At 62.7% G+C, this 14764-nt stretch carries 13 protein-coding genes; 10 read left to right on the top strand and 3 right to left on the bottom strand.

Going from position 1 to position 14764, the window contains the following annotated elements:
• Positions 1 to 5: 5 nt before the first annotated feature.
• The 3 genes from tssK to tagH form a co-directional block, all read right to left on the bottom strand.
• Positions 6 to 1340 carry a type VI secretion system baseplate subunit TssK gene (gene tssK / locus AACY31_RS07910; RefSeq protein WP_339479693.1) on the bottom strand — a complete coding sequence of 445 codons (1335 nt, stop codon included), beginning with the start codon at positions 1338 to 1340 and terminating at the stop codon, positions 6 to 8.
• Between the two features lie 15 nt (positions 1341 to 1355).
• Positions 1356 to 1862 carry a type VI secretion system lipoprotein TssJ gene (gene tssJ, locus AACY31_RS07905; protein ID WP_339493032.1) on the bottom strand — a complete coding sequence of 169 codons (507 nt, stop codon included), beginning with the start codon at positions 1860 to 1862 and terminating at the stop codon, positions 1356 to 1358.
• A 68-nt stretch (positions 1863 to 1930) separates the two neighbouring features.
• Positions 1931 to 3454 carry a type VI secretion system-associated FHA domain protein TagH gene (tagH, locus tag AACY31_RS07900; RefSeq protein WP_339504301.1) on the bottom strand — a complete coding sequence of 508 codons (1524 nt, stop codon included), beginning with the start codon at positions 3452 to 3454 and terminating at the stop codon, positions 1931 to 1933.
• Between the two features lie 413 nt (positions 3455 to 3867).
• Here tagH and tssA point away from each other — a divergent pair, with 413 nt between their 5' ends.
• From tssA to tssH, 10 genes are all read left to right on the top strand, one after another.
• On the top strand, positions 3868 to 4905 hold the full coding sequence (gene tssA, locus AACY31_RS07895) for a type VI secretion system protein TssA (RefSeq protein ID WP_339479699.1): 1038 nt from the start codon (positions 3868 to 3870) through the stop codon (positions 4903 to 4905).
• 81 nt (positions 4906 to 4986) lie between these two features.
• A complete protein-coding gene (gene tssB / locus AACY31_RS07890) occupies positions 4987 to 5493 on the top strand; it encodes a type VI secretion system contractile sheath small subunit (protein ID WP_003206923.1) in 507 nt (168 codons plus the stop codon).
• Between the two features lie 2 nt (positions 5494 to 5495).
• Positions 5496 to 6992 carry a type VI secretion system contractile sheath large subunit gene (tssC, locus tag AACY31_RS07885; RefSeq protein ID WP_339479701.1) on the top strand — a complete coding sequence of 499 codons (1497 nt, stop codon included), beginning with the start codon at positions 5496 to 5498 and terminating at the stop codon, positions 6990 to 6992.
• A gap of 225 nt (positions 6993 to 7217) precedes the next feature.
• The gene (locus AACY31_RS07880; RefSeq protein ID WP_250962946.1) at positions 7218 to 7706 is read left to right on the top strand and encodes an Hcp family type VI secretion system effector; all 489 of its coding nucleotides are present in this window, start codon (positions 7218 to 7220) and stop codon (positions 7704 to 7706) included.
• A gap of 81 nt (positions 7707 to 7787) precedes the next feature.
• The gene (locus AACY31_RS07875; RefSeq protein WP_339479705.1) at positions 7788 to 8246 is read left to right on the top strand and encodes a T6SS effector amidase Tae4 family protein; all 459 of its coding nucleotides are present in this window, start codon (positions 7788 to 7790) and stop codon (positions 8244 to 8246) included.
• Positions 8243 to 8692 carry a hypothetical protein gene (locus AACY31_RS07870; protein WP_339504300.1) on the top strand — a complete coding sequence of 150 codons (450 nt, stop codon included), beginning with the start codon at positions 8243 to 8245 and terminating at the stop codon, positions 8690 to 8692. The genes AACY31_RS07875 and AACY31_RS07870 overlap by 4 nt, the downstream gene beginning before the upstream one ends.
• Positions 8686 to 9198, top strand: a complete 513-nt coding sequence (tssE, locus tag AACY31_RS07865; RefSeq protein WP_003206934.1) for a type VI secretion system baseplate subunit TssE — start codon at positions 8686 to 8688, stop codon at positions 9196 to 9198. Before AACY31_RS07870 ends, tssE begins: the two co-directional genes overlap by 7 nt.
• Positions 9195 to 11054 carry a type VI secretion system baseplate subunit TssF gene (gene tssF / locus AACY31_RS07860; RefSeq protein WP_339479709.1) on the top strand — a complete coding sequence of 620 codons (1860 nt, stop codon included), beginning with the start codon at positions 9195 to 9197 and terminating at the stop codon, positions 11052 to 11054. The genes tssE and tssF overlap by 4 nt, the downstream gene beginning before the upstream one ends.
• The gene (tssG, locus tag AACY31_RS07855; RefSeq protein WP_339504299.1) at positions 11018 to 12070 is read left to right on the top strand and encodes a type VI secretion system baseplate subunit TssG; all 1053 of its coding nucleotides are present in this window, start codon (positions 11018 to 11020) and stop codon (positions 12068 to 12070) included. Before tssF ends, tssG begins: the two co-directional genes overlap by 37 nt.
• The gene (gene tssH, locus AACY31_RS07850) at positions 12063 to 14753 is read left to right on the top strand and encodes a type VI secretion system ATPase TssH (RefSeq protein WP_339479713.1); all 2691 of its coding nucleotides are present in this window, start codon (positions 12063 to 12065) and stop codon (positions 14751 to 14753) included. The genes tssG and tssH overlap by 8 nt, the downstream gene beginning before the upstream one ends.
• The last annotated feature ends 11 nt before the right edge of the window (positions 14754 to 14764 follow it).

Genomic DNA, 14764 nt, shown 5'->3' with positions numbered 1-14764 from the left:
GCGGTTTATCCTCGGATCGCCCAGAAGGCCAGGTTCAGCCCTGGGAACTGGCCGGCGACATGGAATGCAAAGCCGCCGGAGTTGCTCAACTGCTGCCAGTGGTCGCTGCCTCGGTCGAGCTCGTAGTAGGTGGAGCCGGCGTGGTACGGCAGCTGGCGAGGCGCCACTGGCAACGGCAGCAGGCCGATGCCCGGCAGTTGCAGGTTGACCAGGTCGCGGATGTGCTCCACCGAACCGACCTTGCTCTGCTGCCCGAAGCGACTGCGCAGGGTTTCGGCCGGCACGTCGGCGCGCACCACCAGAATGAAGCTGGCGCTGTCGAGCAAGGTCTTGTCGGACAGCATCGCCACGTGGATGCCATAGGCTTTCTCGACAATCGGAATCGGCGTCGCCTTGCTGTCGATCAGCATCGACAGGGCTTCACGCAGGGCCTGCATCACGGGCGCGTAGCTGAGCGCCAGGTCATCGTGCTGGTAAGACGGGTATTGTTGCGGTCGTCGCCCGGACGCGGTGAACGTGGAAAACTCCCCGGCCAGGCCCACCAGTTCGCTGTAGAAACGCTCGGGGTGCAGCGGGCTCAACTGGCTCAGGTGCTGGATCAGCGGCTGGGCGCGGTTGACCAGTTGCAACAGCATGAAATCGGCAATTTCCGAGGCACCGCCGGCACCGGACGCCACCACCCGCCCGGCCAGGGCTTCGCCGCGTTGATGCAGCAGGCCCAGCAGCTCACTGCGGAACGCCGCCAGCGGCTTGGAGGCGATGACATCCAGCAGCGGCGGGATGTAGGCGTCGTCGAGCACTAACGCACGGTCGGCGCGTTTTTCCTTGATGCGCACCACACCAATGGCGGCGTAGTCGCCAATACCATCCTGTTCGGTCAACAGCCGCAGCGCCCGGGAACCCAGGGCGACCGGTGCGCGGTTTTCGAACGGTGCGTTGTCGTCGCGCACTTCGCACACCTGGCTCACATAACGTGCAGCGCCGAGGTCTTCGCCTTCGTCCACGGTGTCACGGGCGCCGGCACGCTTGAGCGGCAAGGCCAGGTACACCAGGCCATCGCGCAGGTTGTCATCGACGTTCAGTGGGGTTGGCGCCAGGTCATCCTGGGGAATGTTGAAGGGCGTACCGTCCGGCAACAGGCCGCGCGCCGAGATGATCGCCAGCTTGCCCTGGGCCAGCAGGCCCTGGTCGATCAGCAATTCGGAAAACCCCCAGGCGCCGGCCGACAACGGGCGGCTGCGTGCGTCGATGAGGTTTTCCAGGTAACGGTCATGCTGTTGGAAGTGCTGCGTTCCAATGAACATGCCTTCCGACCAGACCACGCGATTGTTCCAGGACATGGGGGCTCCGATTGCTTATTGGGCAGGGCTGGATGGGGGGACGACGACGGCGCTGCGCACGGCGCGCACATCGAGGCTGATCTGGTATTCGGTGTATTCGCGCGCCGGGACATTCATCACTGTGCGCCACAGCGACTGGTCCAGCTCGCGATAGCCCACCAGTATTCCGATATGCCGCGTGGCCGGATCAAGGTCGCGTTGCAGGCTCAGTTGCTGGCCGGGCCGGACCAGCACCTCGTCCTGGTCAATCAGGTCGGCGCCCAGCGTGGCCTGGGCCCGTTCGGCCAGGGCGAAATAATCGGAACGGCCGAAGATCGCGGCATTTTTCAGTTCAAAAATGCGCACCCGGACCGGGGCCGGATGGCCGGTGGCGCCGGGGTTGAGGCCGGCAATGGCGTGAAAGTGCAGCTCGATGGCGGCGGTGTCGGCCTCAGCGTCTTCGGGCTGGAGGCTGGCCACATCCTTTGCGCACGCCGTCAGCAGAAGCACGGTGGCGACTGCGAGTAAAAACCTGGGAATCATCCTGCGTCCTCAATGACGTTTGAGCTATCCGTTGTGTGCTGATCAATCTTGTTATGGGATGACGCCGCTTAGCGGCGTCGCTGTCGCGTACTGTGTTCCTCGTAGGCGCGGCTGAACTCGCGACCGAACAGGTCCTGGAAATCCTCCTGAGCCTCGCGGGAAATGTTGCCGTAAAGCTCGGTGAACTGCTGCCAGTACTGGGCCTGGCGCGAGCCGCTGAAAATACCCGAGAGCCCACCGGGCTTGGCCATGCGCTCTTCCAGCTGCGCCGGTTCGAAGCGCGTCAGCAAATGTTTGATGGCCGCTTCCACACCGGCCATCACCGCCAGTTGGTGGGCCCGCAAGTCATCGAAACTGTCACGCACCGCCGCGTCCGGGGCCATGAACGCCTGATTGCCGTGGCGCAACAGCAACAGCAGGGCTTCATCGACATTGGGGGCGAATTTCAGCGGGTTGTTTTCCACCGGTTGGATCATTGTCTGCTGGATGCGGAACTCACCCTTGAGGCTGCTGCGGGCGCGCAGAACATCGATCAGGCCTTCAACCATCAACCGATAACTGCGCCCGATGCTCTCCATCTGTGCTTCGGCCTGGGCCTTGTCCAGGCGCAACTGATCCAGCCCGGCACCGCGCAGGAACGCTTGCAGCAAATCGGGTTGGGCGGTCTCGGTCGGGGTCACTGGAGCAACTGGAGCAACTGGCGCAACTGGCGCAACTGGCGCAACTGGCGCAACTGGAGGTGCGACCGGTGGGTCGACGCGGGTGACTGACGCTTCAGGCACGGGTGCCGGCGGCGGTGCACTGATTTCAGCAAAGATGTCGGCGAGCGGATCCTGCGGAACAGGCGTCGCGCCCGGCTCAACCACCGGCGGTAGCGGTACCGGCGGCGGGGCCATGGGCAGCGGGGCAACCGCCACTGGCGCAGGCTTGTCGCTGAAGGGGTCCCAGTCATCCGGAATCACCGAGGCAGGCGGCGGCATCACGGGCTCGGCCACGGGCGGCGGGCTCGGCCGGGGAATCGGCGTCGGCGGGTGGAAGTTGTGCTGCTCAGCCGGAACATGGTCAGGCTGGGTGGCCGGCGGGACACTGGTCGGTGCCAAGAAATCGAACAGGTCCGGCAGGGTGTCCATGGCCGATCCGCCCTGAAAATGCGCAGGCGCAGCCACTTGAATCGGCGACGACGCATGCCCGGCGGCGCCTTGGCGCCCCATCAAGGCCTCGAAGCTGCTGGGGGATTCGGCAAACGGGTTGCTGTCGGTGACCGGCAGGCTGAAATCAACGCGCGCCTGGATTTCATAATCACCGATGCGGATCACTTCACCGTCTTGCAGGGGTTCGCTGTTGCCCTTGCGCAGGCGAACGCCGGCCTTGACCAATTCCACACCATTAGTGCTGTTATCGGTTAAGTAATAACGCCCATCTTTGTATTGGATAACGCAATGTTTGCCGGAAACCAGGCGCTCAGGGTCCGGCAATACCCAGTCATTATCGGAATTACGGCCAATTGCCATCACCCCCTGGTCCATGGACTTCTCGGAACACTGGCCTGGGGTAATTTTGTGATAACTAGTGATAGTCAAACACAGTGGCATCTTGCCTCCTTGCTGAATATTCGCACGCGAGCGGGAGTGAGGATTCAAGCCCTGACTACCCGCCGGCAACCTGTGCCAACAACCGTGAAACGGCTTTTTGCCAGCATGATTGCTGATCATAACCGGCTTGCGTGACAAAAACCCCCCATCAGTTGCTGCTTCGACCGATGGGTCGGGCAGGCTGTTAAGCCCATCACAACTGTTACAGCGGGGATACATTGGTGAAATAGCTTACCTTGACAAGCGATAAGTACTACACCAAAAATGCACAACTTCTTGAATATGCATGATGGCACTTTAAGATCATCGCAAGCCTAAAGGGCCATCACCATCAAGGAACATGTGAGTTTCATCCGGAACTTGTGTGTGAACTGCCCGACTTTTTTCAGCGGGTGATAGGGAGATCGATTCAAGTGGATGTGCCTTTGTTGCTCGCTGCCGTTTCCGCTACTTCTCCGTGCGGTGAAGATCTGGAATATGACGCGGATTTCTTGCGCCTGGAACGCGATTCCCGGGGCCAGCCCGAACGCAGCATGGGCGATTCGATCCTGCCTGCCGAACCTCCTGAGTGGCGCAGCATCCAGCAGCAGAGCCTGGACTTGCTGCAACGCAGCAAAGACCTGCGCATCACCTATTTCCTGTTGCAAAGCTCCCTGGCCCTCGAAGGCCTGCCGGGCATGGCCCGTGTGCTGACACTGATCAGCGAACTGCTCAAGCAATACTGGGCCGAGTTGCATCCGCGCCTGGACGCCGATGACGACAACGACCCCACCGTGCGCATCAATGCCCTCGCCGGCCTGACGTCCGATGTCACCATTCGCCTGCTGCGCGAGAGCATCCTGGCCCGTTCGCGGACCTTCGGTGCCGTCAGTCTGCGCGCCGCCGCCAACGCCAGCGGCCTGCAAAGTTTCCCGGATGAGAACCTCGGCGCCGAGCAACTCGCCGGGGCCCTGCTCGACAGCGATCCGGAGCAGTTGGAAATCATCCGCGCCGCTCTGCTCGAAGCCCGCAGCGCCGCCGAAGCCATCGAGCAGCAGGTCAGCGACCAGGTCGGTTCCGCCCAAGGCGTGGACCTTGGCCCGCTGAAGCAACCGCTGAAGATGGCCCTGCAGATTCTCGGCCAGTTCGCCCCGCAGAGCGGCGACAGCGCCCTGTCCGATCCAGCCAGCGACGACAGTGCCGCGACAACAGAATATGCCAGCGCGCCAGGCGCACCGTGCAACACCAGCACGAGCACCGCCAGCGGCGAAATCAACAACCGCGACGACGTGCTGCGCAGCCTGGACCGGATTCTCGCTTACTACACCCGTCATGAGCCCTCCAGCCCGCTACCGGTGCTGTTGAACCGGGCCAAGAATTTGGTGCACGCCGACTTCGCGGCCATCGTGCGCAACCTGATTCCCGACGGCATGAGTCAATTTGAAAACCTGCGCGGCCCAGATAGCGAATAAAAAGCGAACGGATCACGCAGTCACGTCACCGGTACCCCCGATGACGCCAACACCGTCGCTCAAGCGACCAGGAGCAGCAACGTGGCGAAGCAAAGTTCTCAGAAATTCATCGCGCGCAACCGCGCGCCTCGAGTGCAGATCGAGTACGACGTCGAGCTCTACGGCGCCGAGAAAAAGGTCCAGTTGCCCTTCGTCATGGGCGTCATGGCCGACCTCGCCGGCAAGCCCGCCGAGCCTCTGGCAGCTGTGGCCGACCGCAAGTTCCTCGAGATCGACGTCGACAACTTCGACTCGCGCCTCAAGGCCATGCAGCCGCGCGTGGCGTTCCATGTGCCTAACGAACTGACCGGCGAAGGCAACCTTAGCCTGGACCTGACGTTCGAAAGCATGGACGACTTCAGCCCGGCGGCCGTGGCCCGCAAGGTCGACTCGCTGAACAAGCTGCTCGAAGCGCGCACCCAGTTGGCCAATCTGCTGACCTACATGGACGGCAAGACCGGCGCCGAAGAAATCATCATGAAGGCGATCAAGGACCCAGCGCTGTTGCAGGCCCTGGCGAGCGCGCCGAAGCCAGCACAGGACCAATGATCATGACTGACAATACAGCCCGCGAAGGCGTGCAGAACCTGGGCGCCACTGAAGAAACCAGCGAGTTCGCGTCCCTGCTGCTGCAAGAATTCAAACCCAAGACCGAGCGTGCTCGCGAAGCCGTTGAAACGGCCGTGCGTACCTTGGCCGAGCAGGCCCTGGCGCAGACCGACCTGGTGTCCAGCGACGCCATCAAGTCGATCGAATCGATCATCGCCGCCATCGACGCCAAACTCACCGCCCAGGTCAACCAGGTCATCCACCACCCGGACTTCCAGCAATTGGAAAGCGCCTGGCGTGGCCTGCACTACCTGGTCAACAACACCGAGACCGATGAGCAGCTCAAGATCCGTGTGCTCAACATCTCCAAGCCCGACCTGCACAAGACCCTGAAGAAATTCAAGGGCACCGCGTGGGACCAGAGCCCGCTCTTCAAGAAGATGTACGAAGAAGAATACGGCCAGTTCGGCGGCGAGCCTTACGGCTGCCTGGTGGGCGACTACTACTTCGACCAGTCGCCACCGGACGTCGAACTGCTGGGCGAGCTGTCGAAAGTCTGCGCGGCCATGCACTCGCCGTTCATCGCGGCGGCATCGCCGACCGTGATGGGCATGGGCTCGTGGCAGGAACTGTCGAACCCGCGCGACCTGACCAAGATCTTCACTACCCCGGAATACGCTGGCTGGCGCTCGCTGCGTGAATCGGAAGACTCGCGCTACATCGGCCTGACCATGCCACGCTTCCTGGCGCGCCTGCCGTACGGCGCCAAGACCGACCCGGTGGAAGCCTTCGCCTTCGAAGAAAACACCGACGGTGCCGACAGCTCCAAATACACCTGGGCCAACGCCGCTTACGCGATGGCCGTGAACATCAACCGTTCGTTCAAACACTTCGGCTGGTGCTCGCGCATCCGTGGCGTGGAGTCCGGCGGCGAAGTGGAAAACCTGCCAGCCCACACGTTCCCGACCGACGACGGTGGCGTGGACATGAAGTGCCCAACCGAAATCGCCATCTCGGACCGCCGTGAAGCGGAACTGGCGAAGAACGGTTTCATGCCGCTGCTGCACAAGAAAAACACCGACTTCGCGGCGTTCATCGGCGCCCAGTCGTTGCAGAAACCGGCCGAATACGACGACCCGGACGCCACCGCCAACGCCAACCTGGCCGCGCGCCTGCCGTACCTGTTCGCCACTTGCCGTTTCGCCCATTACCTCAAGTGCATCGTGCGCGACAAGATCGGTTCCTTCAAAGAGAAGGACGAGATGCAGCGCTGGTTGCAGGACTGGATCCTCAACTACGTCGACGGTGACCCGGCGCACTCCACCGAGACCACCAAGGCCCAGCACCCATTGGCAGCAGCCGAAGTGATCGTCGAAGAAGTCGAAGGCAACCCGGGGTACTACAACTCCAAGTTCTACCTGCGCCCGCACTACCAGCTCGAAGGGCTGACCGTGTCGCTGCGCCTGGTATCGAAACTGCCGTCGGCCAAGGGTGCGTAAAAACCAGCTGAACCGTACGCAGGAGAAATGTGGGAGCGAGCCTGCTCGCGATAGCGGTGGATCAGTCGCCACCTGCGCTGCCTGACACGCCGCCGTCGCGAGCAGGCTCGCTCCCATAGGGAGTCTTCAGTGGGTTGGAGATCGCCTTCGTAGCGTTCAACGACAGTAATTTCGCAAGGTCAGCGTCAACCAAACAATGTGGTAGAGACCACACAGGGAGAAAACATGGCTGTTGATATTTTCATCAAGATTGGCGACATCAAGGGCGAGTCCATGGACAAGGCCCACAAGGACGAGATCGATGTCCTGAACTGGAGCTGGGGCATGTCCCAGTCCGGCAACATGCACGTGGGCAGCGGCGGTGGTGCGGGCAAGGTCAACGTCCAGGACCTGTCCCTGACCAAGTTCGTCGACAAGGCGTCGCCGAACCTGATGATGCACTGCGCCAGCGGCAAGCACATCGACAAGGTCAAGCTGACCGTGCGCAAGGCCGGCGGTGAAAGCCAGGTCGAGTACATGATCATCAACCTGGAAGAAGTGCTGGTCACGTCCCTGAGCACCGGCGGCTCGGGCAGCGATGATCGCCTGACCGAAAACGTCACCCTGAACTTCGCCAAGGTGCTGGTGGACTACCAGCCACAGAAAGCCGACGGCACCAAGGAAGGCGGTCCGGTCAAGTTCGGCTGGAACATCCGTCAGAACATCAAGGTGTAACGAACACGCCCCCGGTGCCACGCGCCGGGGGTGTTTGGTGCTTGCTCGAATCCCAATCCTTTCCCACGTGGTATCTGAGTCATGGCCAAGCCTTCGTTTATCAATTTGTGGAAAGCGTATTCCGATCTGCTGGTAACCTACCCCGACGCGAAGCCTTGCGACGGGCCATGGGCCAACCAGTGCGCGATTCGCATGAGCATCACGCTCAATACCGAGCTGAACATCAAGGTCAACAAGTCCACCTACACCGAACCCAAGTGCGCTCATGGGCATGCCCGGGGGGCTGAATCACTGGCAAACTGGTTGTGGAAGCATCACTTGGGCCGTCCGACGATTCTCGGAGGTGGTGCAGAAGAGCGTCGCAAGCTGATGGAAAAAAGAGGCCTCATCTTCTTCAAGGACTGTTTCCAGCAAATGGGGGAGTCTTTGGACAGTCGCACCGGCGATCACATCGACCTGTGGAACCGTGGCTTTACCGCCAGCCGGTATGACGATCCGTCCTATCGATCCAGGGCGATCTGGTTCTGGGAGCTTTTATGAACAAGGCTCGTTGCGCCGTATTCGTTGGCTGCTTGTTTTCGAGTCTGACTGCCTGTGCCGGGCAGCAAGCCGAACCGGCGACGCCAGCCGCAGCGGTGAATCAAGTCGTCTCGATGAACGGGCAACAGTTGACGTTGGTCAATGATCAACAACGCTGCGCGCTACGCAAACCAGACCAGACCCTACTGCCACTCGACTTGCCATGGCCCTGCCAATTCACTGTCGACAGACAAGACAAACCCCATGTCGAAACCTTCGGCAAGGTGCCCATTGTCATCGTTATTCATTTGACGGCAGCGGCTGAGGACAGTCCGGAGTGTCGGTCCGAGTATCGCGCCATACGCCAGATCAATGGGCAACTCGAACCCTCGATAATCGCCCGCACCGCCAGCTGCATGCGTGGCGCAGGTGACCAGAAGAATTACACGGGCCTTTTCACGTGGTAACCGAAATCGCCACCCGCGATCGCCTGCAACCGTCCTTGCTGGACCGGTTGACCGACGACGATCCGACCAACCCCAAGGAAAGCGCCGACAAGCGCGTGCTCTCCCTGACCCAATTGAAAGCCTCGGTGCTGCGTGACCTGGCGTGGCTGCTCAACACCACGTCATTGCTCAGCGCCGATGCCACGCTGCATACCCCGGCGGGCACATCGGTGGTGAATTTCGGGCTGCCGGCATTGGCCGGCAACAGCGCGTCGAACGTCGATGTCTCGGCCCTGGAAACCTTGATCCACCAGGCCATTGCCACCTTCGAACCGCGCATCCTGCGCCACACCCTGCGGGTGCGAGCCCGGGCGACGGCCGAGATGAACCACAACGCGTTGAGTTTCGAGATCGAAGGCGATCTCTGGGCCCAGCCGGTGCCCCTGCGCCTGATGCTGCAAACCGACCTGGACCTGGAAACCGGCCATGTGCGCGTGGTCAACGCCGACCAGCGGAGACGCTCGTGAACCCACGCCTGCTTGAGCTGTACAACCAGGAACTGCACCACGTGCGCGAAAGCGCCGCGGAGTTCGCCAAGGAATACCCCAAGATCGCCAGTCGGCTGAGCTTGTCCGGCATGGACTGCGCCGACCCATATGTCGAGCGCCTGCTGGAAGGCTTCGCCTACCTGACGGCGCGGGTGCAGCTCAAGCTCGACGCCGAGTACCCGACCTTCACCCACAACCTGCTGGAAATCGCCTACCCCCATTACCTGGCGCCGACGCCGTCGATGACCGTGGTGCAATTGCAGACCGACCCGGACGAAGGCTCGCTGAGCAGTGGTTTCCCGCTGCCCCGCGATACCGTCCTGCGCGCCGCCCTGGGGCGCGAAACCCAGACCTGCTGCGAGTACCGCACCGCCCACGCGGTGACGTTGTGGCCGTTGCAGGTCAGCCAGGCCGAATACTTCGGCAACCCGTCCGCCGTGCTCGGGCGCCTGGCCGCCAGCGAACCGAAAGCCAAGGCCGGCCTGCGCCTGACCCTGCGCACCGGCGCCGAACTGCCGTTCAACAGCCTGGCCCTGGACAACCTGCCGCTGTACTTGAGTGGCGCCGACGAACAGCCCTTCCGCCTCTACGAACAACTGCTGGGCAATGCCTGCGCGGTGTTCGCCCGCAAGCCCGGCGGCGACTGGGTGGAGCGGCTGCCGCAGGATGCGTTGCGCTCGCGCGGCTTCGACGACGCCGACGCCGCACTGCCGGTGGTACCGCGAGCCTTCCAGGGCTATCGCCTGTTGCAGGAATACTTCGCCCTGCCCCACCGTTTCCTGTTCGTCGACTTCACCCAGTTGAGCCACGCGGTCAAGCGTTGCGACGGCCGGGAGCTGGAGTTGATCGTGCTGTTCGACCGCCACGACCCAAGCCTGGAAGGCAGCGTCGGTGCTTCGCAGTTCCTGCCGTTCTGCACCCCTGCCATCAACCTGTTCCACAAGCGCCTGGATCGCATTCACTTGTCGGATCGGGTCAACGAACACCACGTAATCGCCGACCGCACCCGGCCGATGGATTTCGAAGTGCACTCGCTCAGCGGCCTCAACGGCCACGGCACCGGGCCGGAGCAACCGTTCCTGCCGTTCTACGCCGTGCGCGATCCATCCCGTTATGGCCGCGACCAGGCCTACTACACGGTGCGGCGCGAACCGCGCGTGCTGTCCAGCGATCAACGACGCAACGGCCCGCGCTCGACCTACATCGGCAGCGAAACCTTCGTCAGCCTGGTGGACAGCCAGCAAGCGCCTTATCGCCACGACCTGCGCCAACTGGGCGTGACCGCGCTGTGCACCAACCGCGACCTGCCGCTGTTCATGAGCGTGGGCAACGGCAAGACCGACTTCACCCTGGCCGACAGTGCGCCGGTTGGCGCGGTGCGCTGCGTGGCCGGGCCGAGCCGCCCACGGGCCAGCCATGCCCACGACGCCAAGGCCTGGCGATTGATCAGCCAGTTGTCGCTGAACTACCTGTCGTTGAGCGAACAAGGCCAAGGCGCAGCCGCCCTGCGTGAACTGCTGCGCCTGTACGGCGACAGCAACGACGCGGCGCTGCAATTGCAGATCGAAGGCCTGCGCGAAGTCAGCAGCAAAGCCTGTACCCGGCGCTTGCCGATGCCCGGCCCGATCGTGTTTGGTCGTGGCCTGGAGATCACCTTGGAATTTGATGAAAACGCGTTTCGCGGCACTGGGGTGTTCCTGCTCGGCGCGGTGTTCGAGCGCTTCCTGGCACGCTACGTGTCGATCAACAGTTTTACCGAGACGGTGATCCGAACCACCGAACGCGGCGAGATCATGCGATGGAAAGCCAAGCCCGGACATCGTCCGACCCTGTGAGTACCCTGGAAGCGATGCACCAGGAACCCTGGGAATACGATTTCTTCCAGGCGTTGCGGCGCATCGAGTGCGAATCCCCCGAGCTGCCGCGCCTGGGCCATTCCCTGCGCCTGGCCGATGACCCGCTGCGCCTCGGGCAACGGGCCGAATGCACCTTCGCCCCGGCCACCCTCGCCTCGGTGCAACCGGGCAGCGACGGTGCGCCGGCGCGCCTGGAGCAATTTTTCTTCGGCCTCGGCGGCCCCAACGGCCCGATGCCGCTGCACATCACCGAATACGTACGCGAACGCCAGCGCAACAACGCCGACAGCACCAGCAAACGCTTCCTCGATGTGTTTCACCACCGCCTGCTCAGCCTGTTTTATCGGGCCTGGGCCGAAGCGCGGCCAACGATCAGCCATGACCGCCCGGACGATGACTATTGGTCGGCGCGCCTGGCGGCACTCAGTGGCCGGGGCATGCCGAGCTTGCTCAACCAGGGGTTGATCCCCGACACGGCGAAGCTGCACTACAGCGGCCACCTGTCGGCGCAAACCCGCTACCCCGACGGTTTGAAGGCGATCCTCAGCGAGTACTTCGGCCTGCCGGTGGAGATCGAAGAGTACGTCGGCCAATGGCTGGAATTGCCCGAACGCAGCCGCGTCGGGGTCAACGCTCACCAATTGGGTGTGGACTTCTGCCTGGGCCGCTTCGTGTGGGATCGCCAGCACAAATTCCGCATTCGCCTGGGACCACTCAAGCTCGTTGACTACATGGGCATGCTGCCCGGCAGCCAACCGTTCAACGAACTGGTGGCCTGGGTCGCCGAATACCTGGGCCATGAGTTGGACTGGGACCTGAACCTGGTCCTGGAACAACCCGAAGTCCCGGCACTGCAACTCAATGGTCGTTTCCGCCTGGGCTTCAACACCTGGCTGGGCCGCCCCGAAACAGATGCCAACGATTTAATACTGGCCCGGCATTACGCCGAACAGGCCAACACCTCACAGACCTCAAGGAGCCATGAGCATGGGTGAAATCAGTCGCGCCGCGTTGTTCGGCAAACTCAACAGCGTGGCCTACAAAGCCATCGAAGCCGCCACCGTGTTCTGCAAGTTGCGCGGTAACCCTTATGTGGAACTGGCCCACTGGTTGCACCAGTTGCTGCAACTGCAGGACTCGGACCTGCACCGCATCATCCGCCAGTTCAACATCGAGCCGGCGCGCCTGGCACGCGACCTGACCGAAGCCCTGGACCGCCTGCCAAGGGGGTCGACATCCATCACCGACCTGTCGTCCCACGTGGAAGAAGCCGTGGAACGCGGCTGGGTCTACGGCAGCCTGATGTTCGGCGAAAGCCAGGTGCGCACCGGTTACCTGGTGCTGGGCATTCTCAAGACCCCGAGCCTGCGCCACGCGCTGCTGGGCCTGTCGTCGGAGTTCGACAAGGTCAAGGTCGAAGCCCTGAGCGAACGCTTTGACGAATACGTCGGCGACTCGCCGGAAAACGCCCTGACCGCCAGCGACGGCTTCAATGCCGGTGCCGTGCCGGGCGAAGCCAGCGGCGCCATGCCCCCCAGCGCCATGGGCAAGCAGGAAGCCCTCAAGCGCTTTACCGTCGACCTCACCGAGCAGGCCCGCAGCGGCAAGCTCGACCCCATCGTCGGCCGTGACGAAGAGATCCGCCAACTGGTGGACATCCTCATGCGCCGCCGGCAGAACAACCCGATCCTTACCGGTGAAGCCGGCGTGGGCAAGACCGCCGTGGTCGAAGGCTTTGCCCTGCGCATCGTCGCCGGCGACGTGCCGCCGGCCCTCAAGGACGTGGAACTGCGCAGCCTCGACGTTGGCCTGTTGCAAGCCGGCGCGAGCATGAAAGGTGAATTCGAACAGCGCCTGCGCCAAGTCATCGAAGACGTCCAGGCCTCCCCCAAGCCGATCATCCTGTTCATCGACGAAGCCCACACCCTGGTGGGTGCCGGTGGCGCCGCCGGCACGGGCGACGCGGCCAACCTGCTCAAGCCGGCGTTGGCCCGTGGCACCTTGCGCACCGTGGCCGCCACGACCTGGGCCGAGTACAAGAAGCACATCGAAAAAGACCCGGCCCTGACCCGCCGGTTCCAAGTGGTGCAAGTGGCCGAGCCGTCGGAAGACAAGGCCCTGCTGATGATGCGTGGCGTGGCTTCGACCATGGAAAAACACCACCAGGTGCAGATCCTCGACGAAGCCCTGGAAGCCTCGGTCAAGCTGTCTCACCGCTACATTCCCGCGCGCCAGCTGCCGGACAAATCCGTAAGCCTGCTGGACACCGCCTGCGCCCGCGTCGCCATCAGCCTGCACGCCGTACCGGCCGAAGTGGACGACAGCCGTCGGCGCATCGAAGCACTGGAAACCGAGCTGCAAATCATCGCCCGTGAACACGCCATTGGCGTGGTCATCGGCAGCCGCCAGACCCACAGCGAAACCCTGCTGAGCGCCGAGCGCGAACGCCTGGCCGAGCTTGAAAGCCGCTGGGCCGAAGAGAAAACCCTGGTGGACGAACTGCTGGCCACCCGCGCCACCTTGCGCGAACGCGTTGGCGTGGTGGACAGCGAAGACAACAGCGAAGTTTCCGACAACGAAAGCCACGCCCTGCGCGAAAAACTGGTGGACCTGCAACAGCGCCTGAGCGCCCTGCAAGGCGAAACCCCGCTGATCCTGCCGACCGTGGATTACCAGGCCGTGGCCTCGGTGGTGGCCGACTGGACCGGTATCCCGGTGGGTCGCATGGCACGCAACGAACTGGAGACCGTGCTCAACCTCGACCAGCACCTGAAAAAACGCATCATCGGCCAGGACCATGCCTTGCAGATGATCGCCAAGCGCATCCAGACCTCCCGCGCCGGCCTCGACAACCCGAGCAAGCCGATTGGTGTGTTCATGCTTGCTGGCACCTCCGGCGTGGGCAAGACTGAAACCGCCCTGGCCCTGGCCGAAGCCATGTACGGCGGCGAGCAGAACGTCATCACCATCAACATGAGCGAGTTCCAGGAAGCCCACACCGTGTCGACCCTCAAGGGCGCGCCACCGGGCTACATCGGTTATGGCGAAGGCGGCGTGCTGACCGAAGCCGTGCGGCGCAAACCGTACAGCGTGGTGCTGCTGGACGAGGTGGAAAAAGCCCACCCGGACGTGCATGAAATCTTCTTCCAAGTGTTCGACAAAGGCGTGATGGAGGATGGCGAAGGCCGAGTGATCGACTTCAAGAACACCTTGATCCTGCTGACCACCAACGCCGGCACCGAGTTGATTGCCCAGGTCTGCAAAGACCCGCAAAACGTGCCCGAGCCGGAAGACATCGCCAAGGCCCTGCGCCAACCGCTGCTGGAGATCTTCCCGCCAGCCTTGCTGGGCCGCCTGGTGACGATCCCGTACTACCCGCTCAGCGACGAGATGCTCAAGGCCATCACCCGCCTGCAACTCAACCGCATCAAGAAGCGCGTGGAGAGCACCCACAAAGTCGCCTTCGACTACGACGACGCGGTGATCGATTTGATCGTCTCGCGTTGCACCGAAACCGAAAGCGGCGGGCGCATGATCGACACCATCCTGACCAACAGCCTGCTGCCGGACATGAGCCGCGAGTTCCTGACCCGCATGCTCGAAGGCAAGGCTTTGGCCGGGGTGCGAATCAGCGCCGTGGACAACGAATTGCAGTACGACTTCAGTGACGCGGCCTGACTGTTAGGAAC

This window comes from Pseudomonas sp. RL_105y_Pfl2_101, from assembly GCF_963970585.1.
Taxonomy (GTDB): Bacteria; Pseudomonadota; Gammaproteobacteria; order Pseudomonadales; family Pseudomonadaceae; genus Aquipseudomonas.
This window is presented reverse-complemented; position numbering and strand designations above follow the sequence as displayed.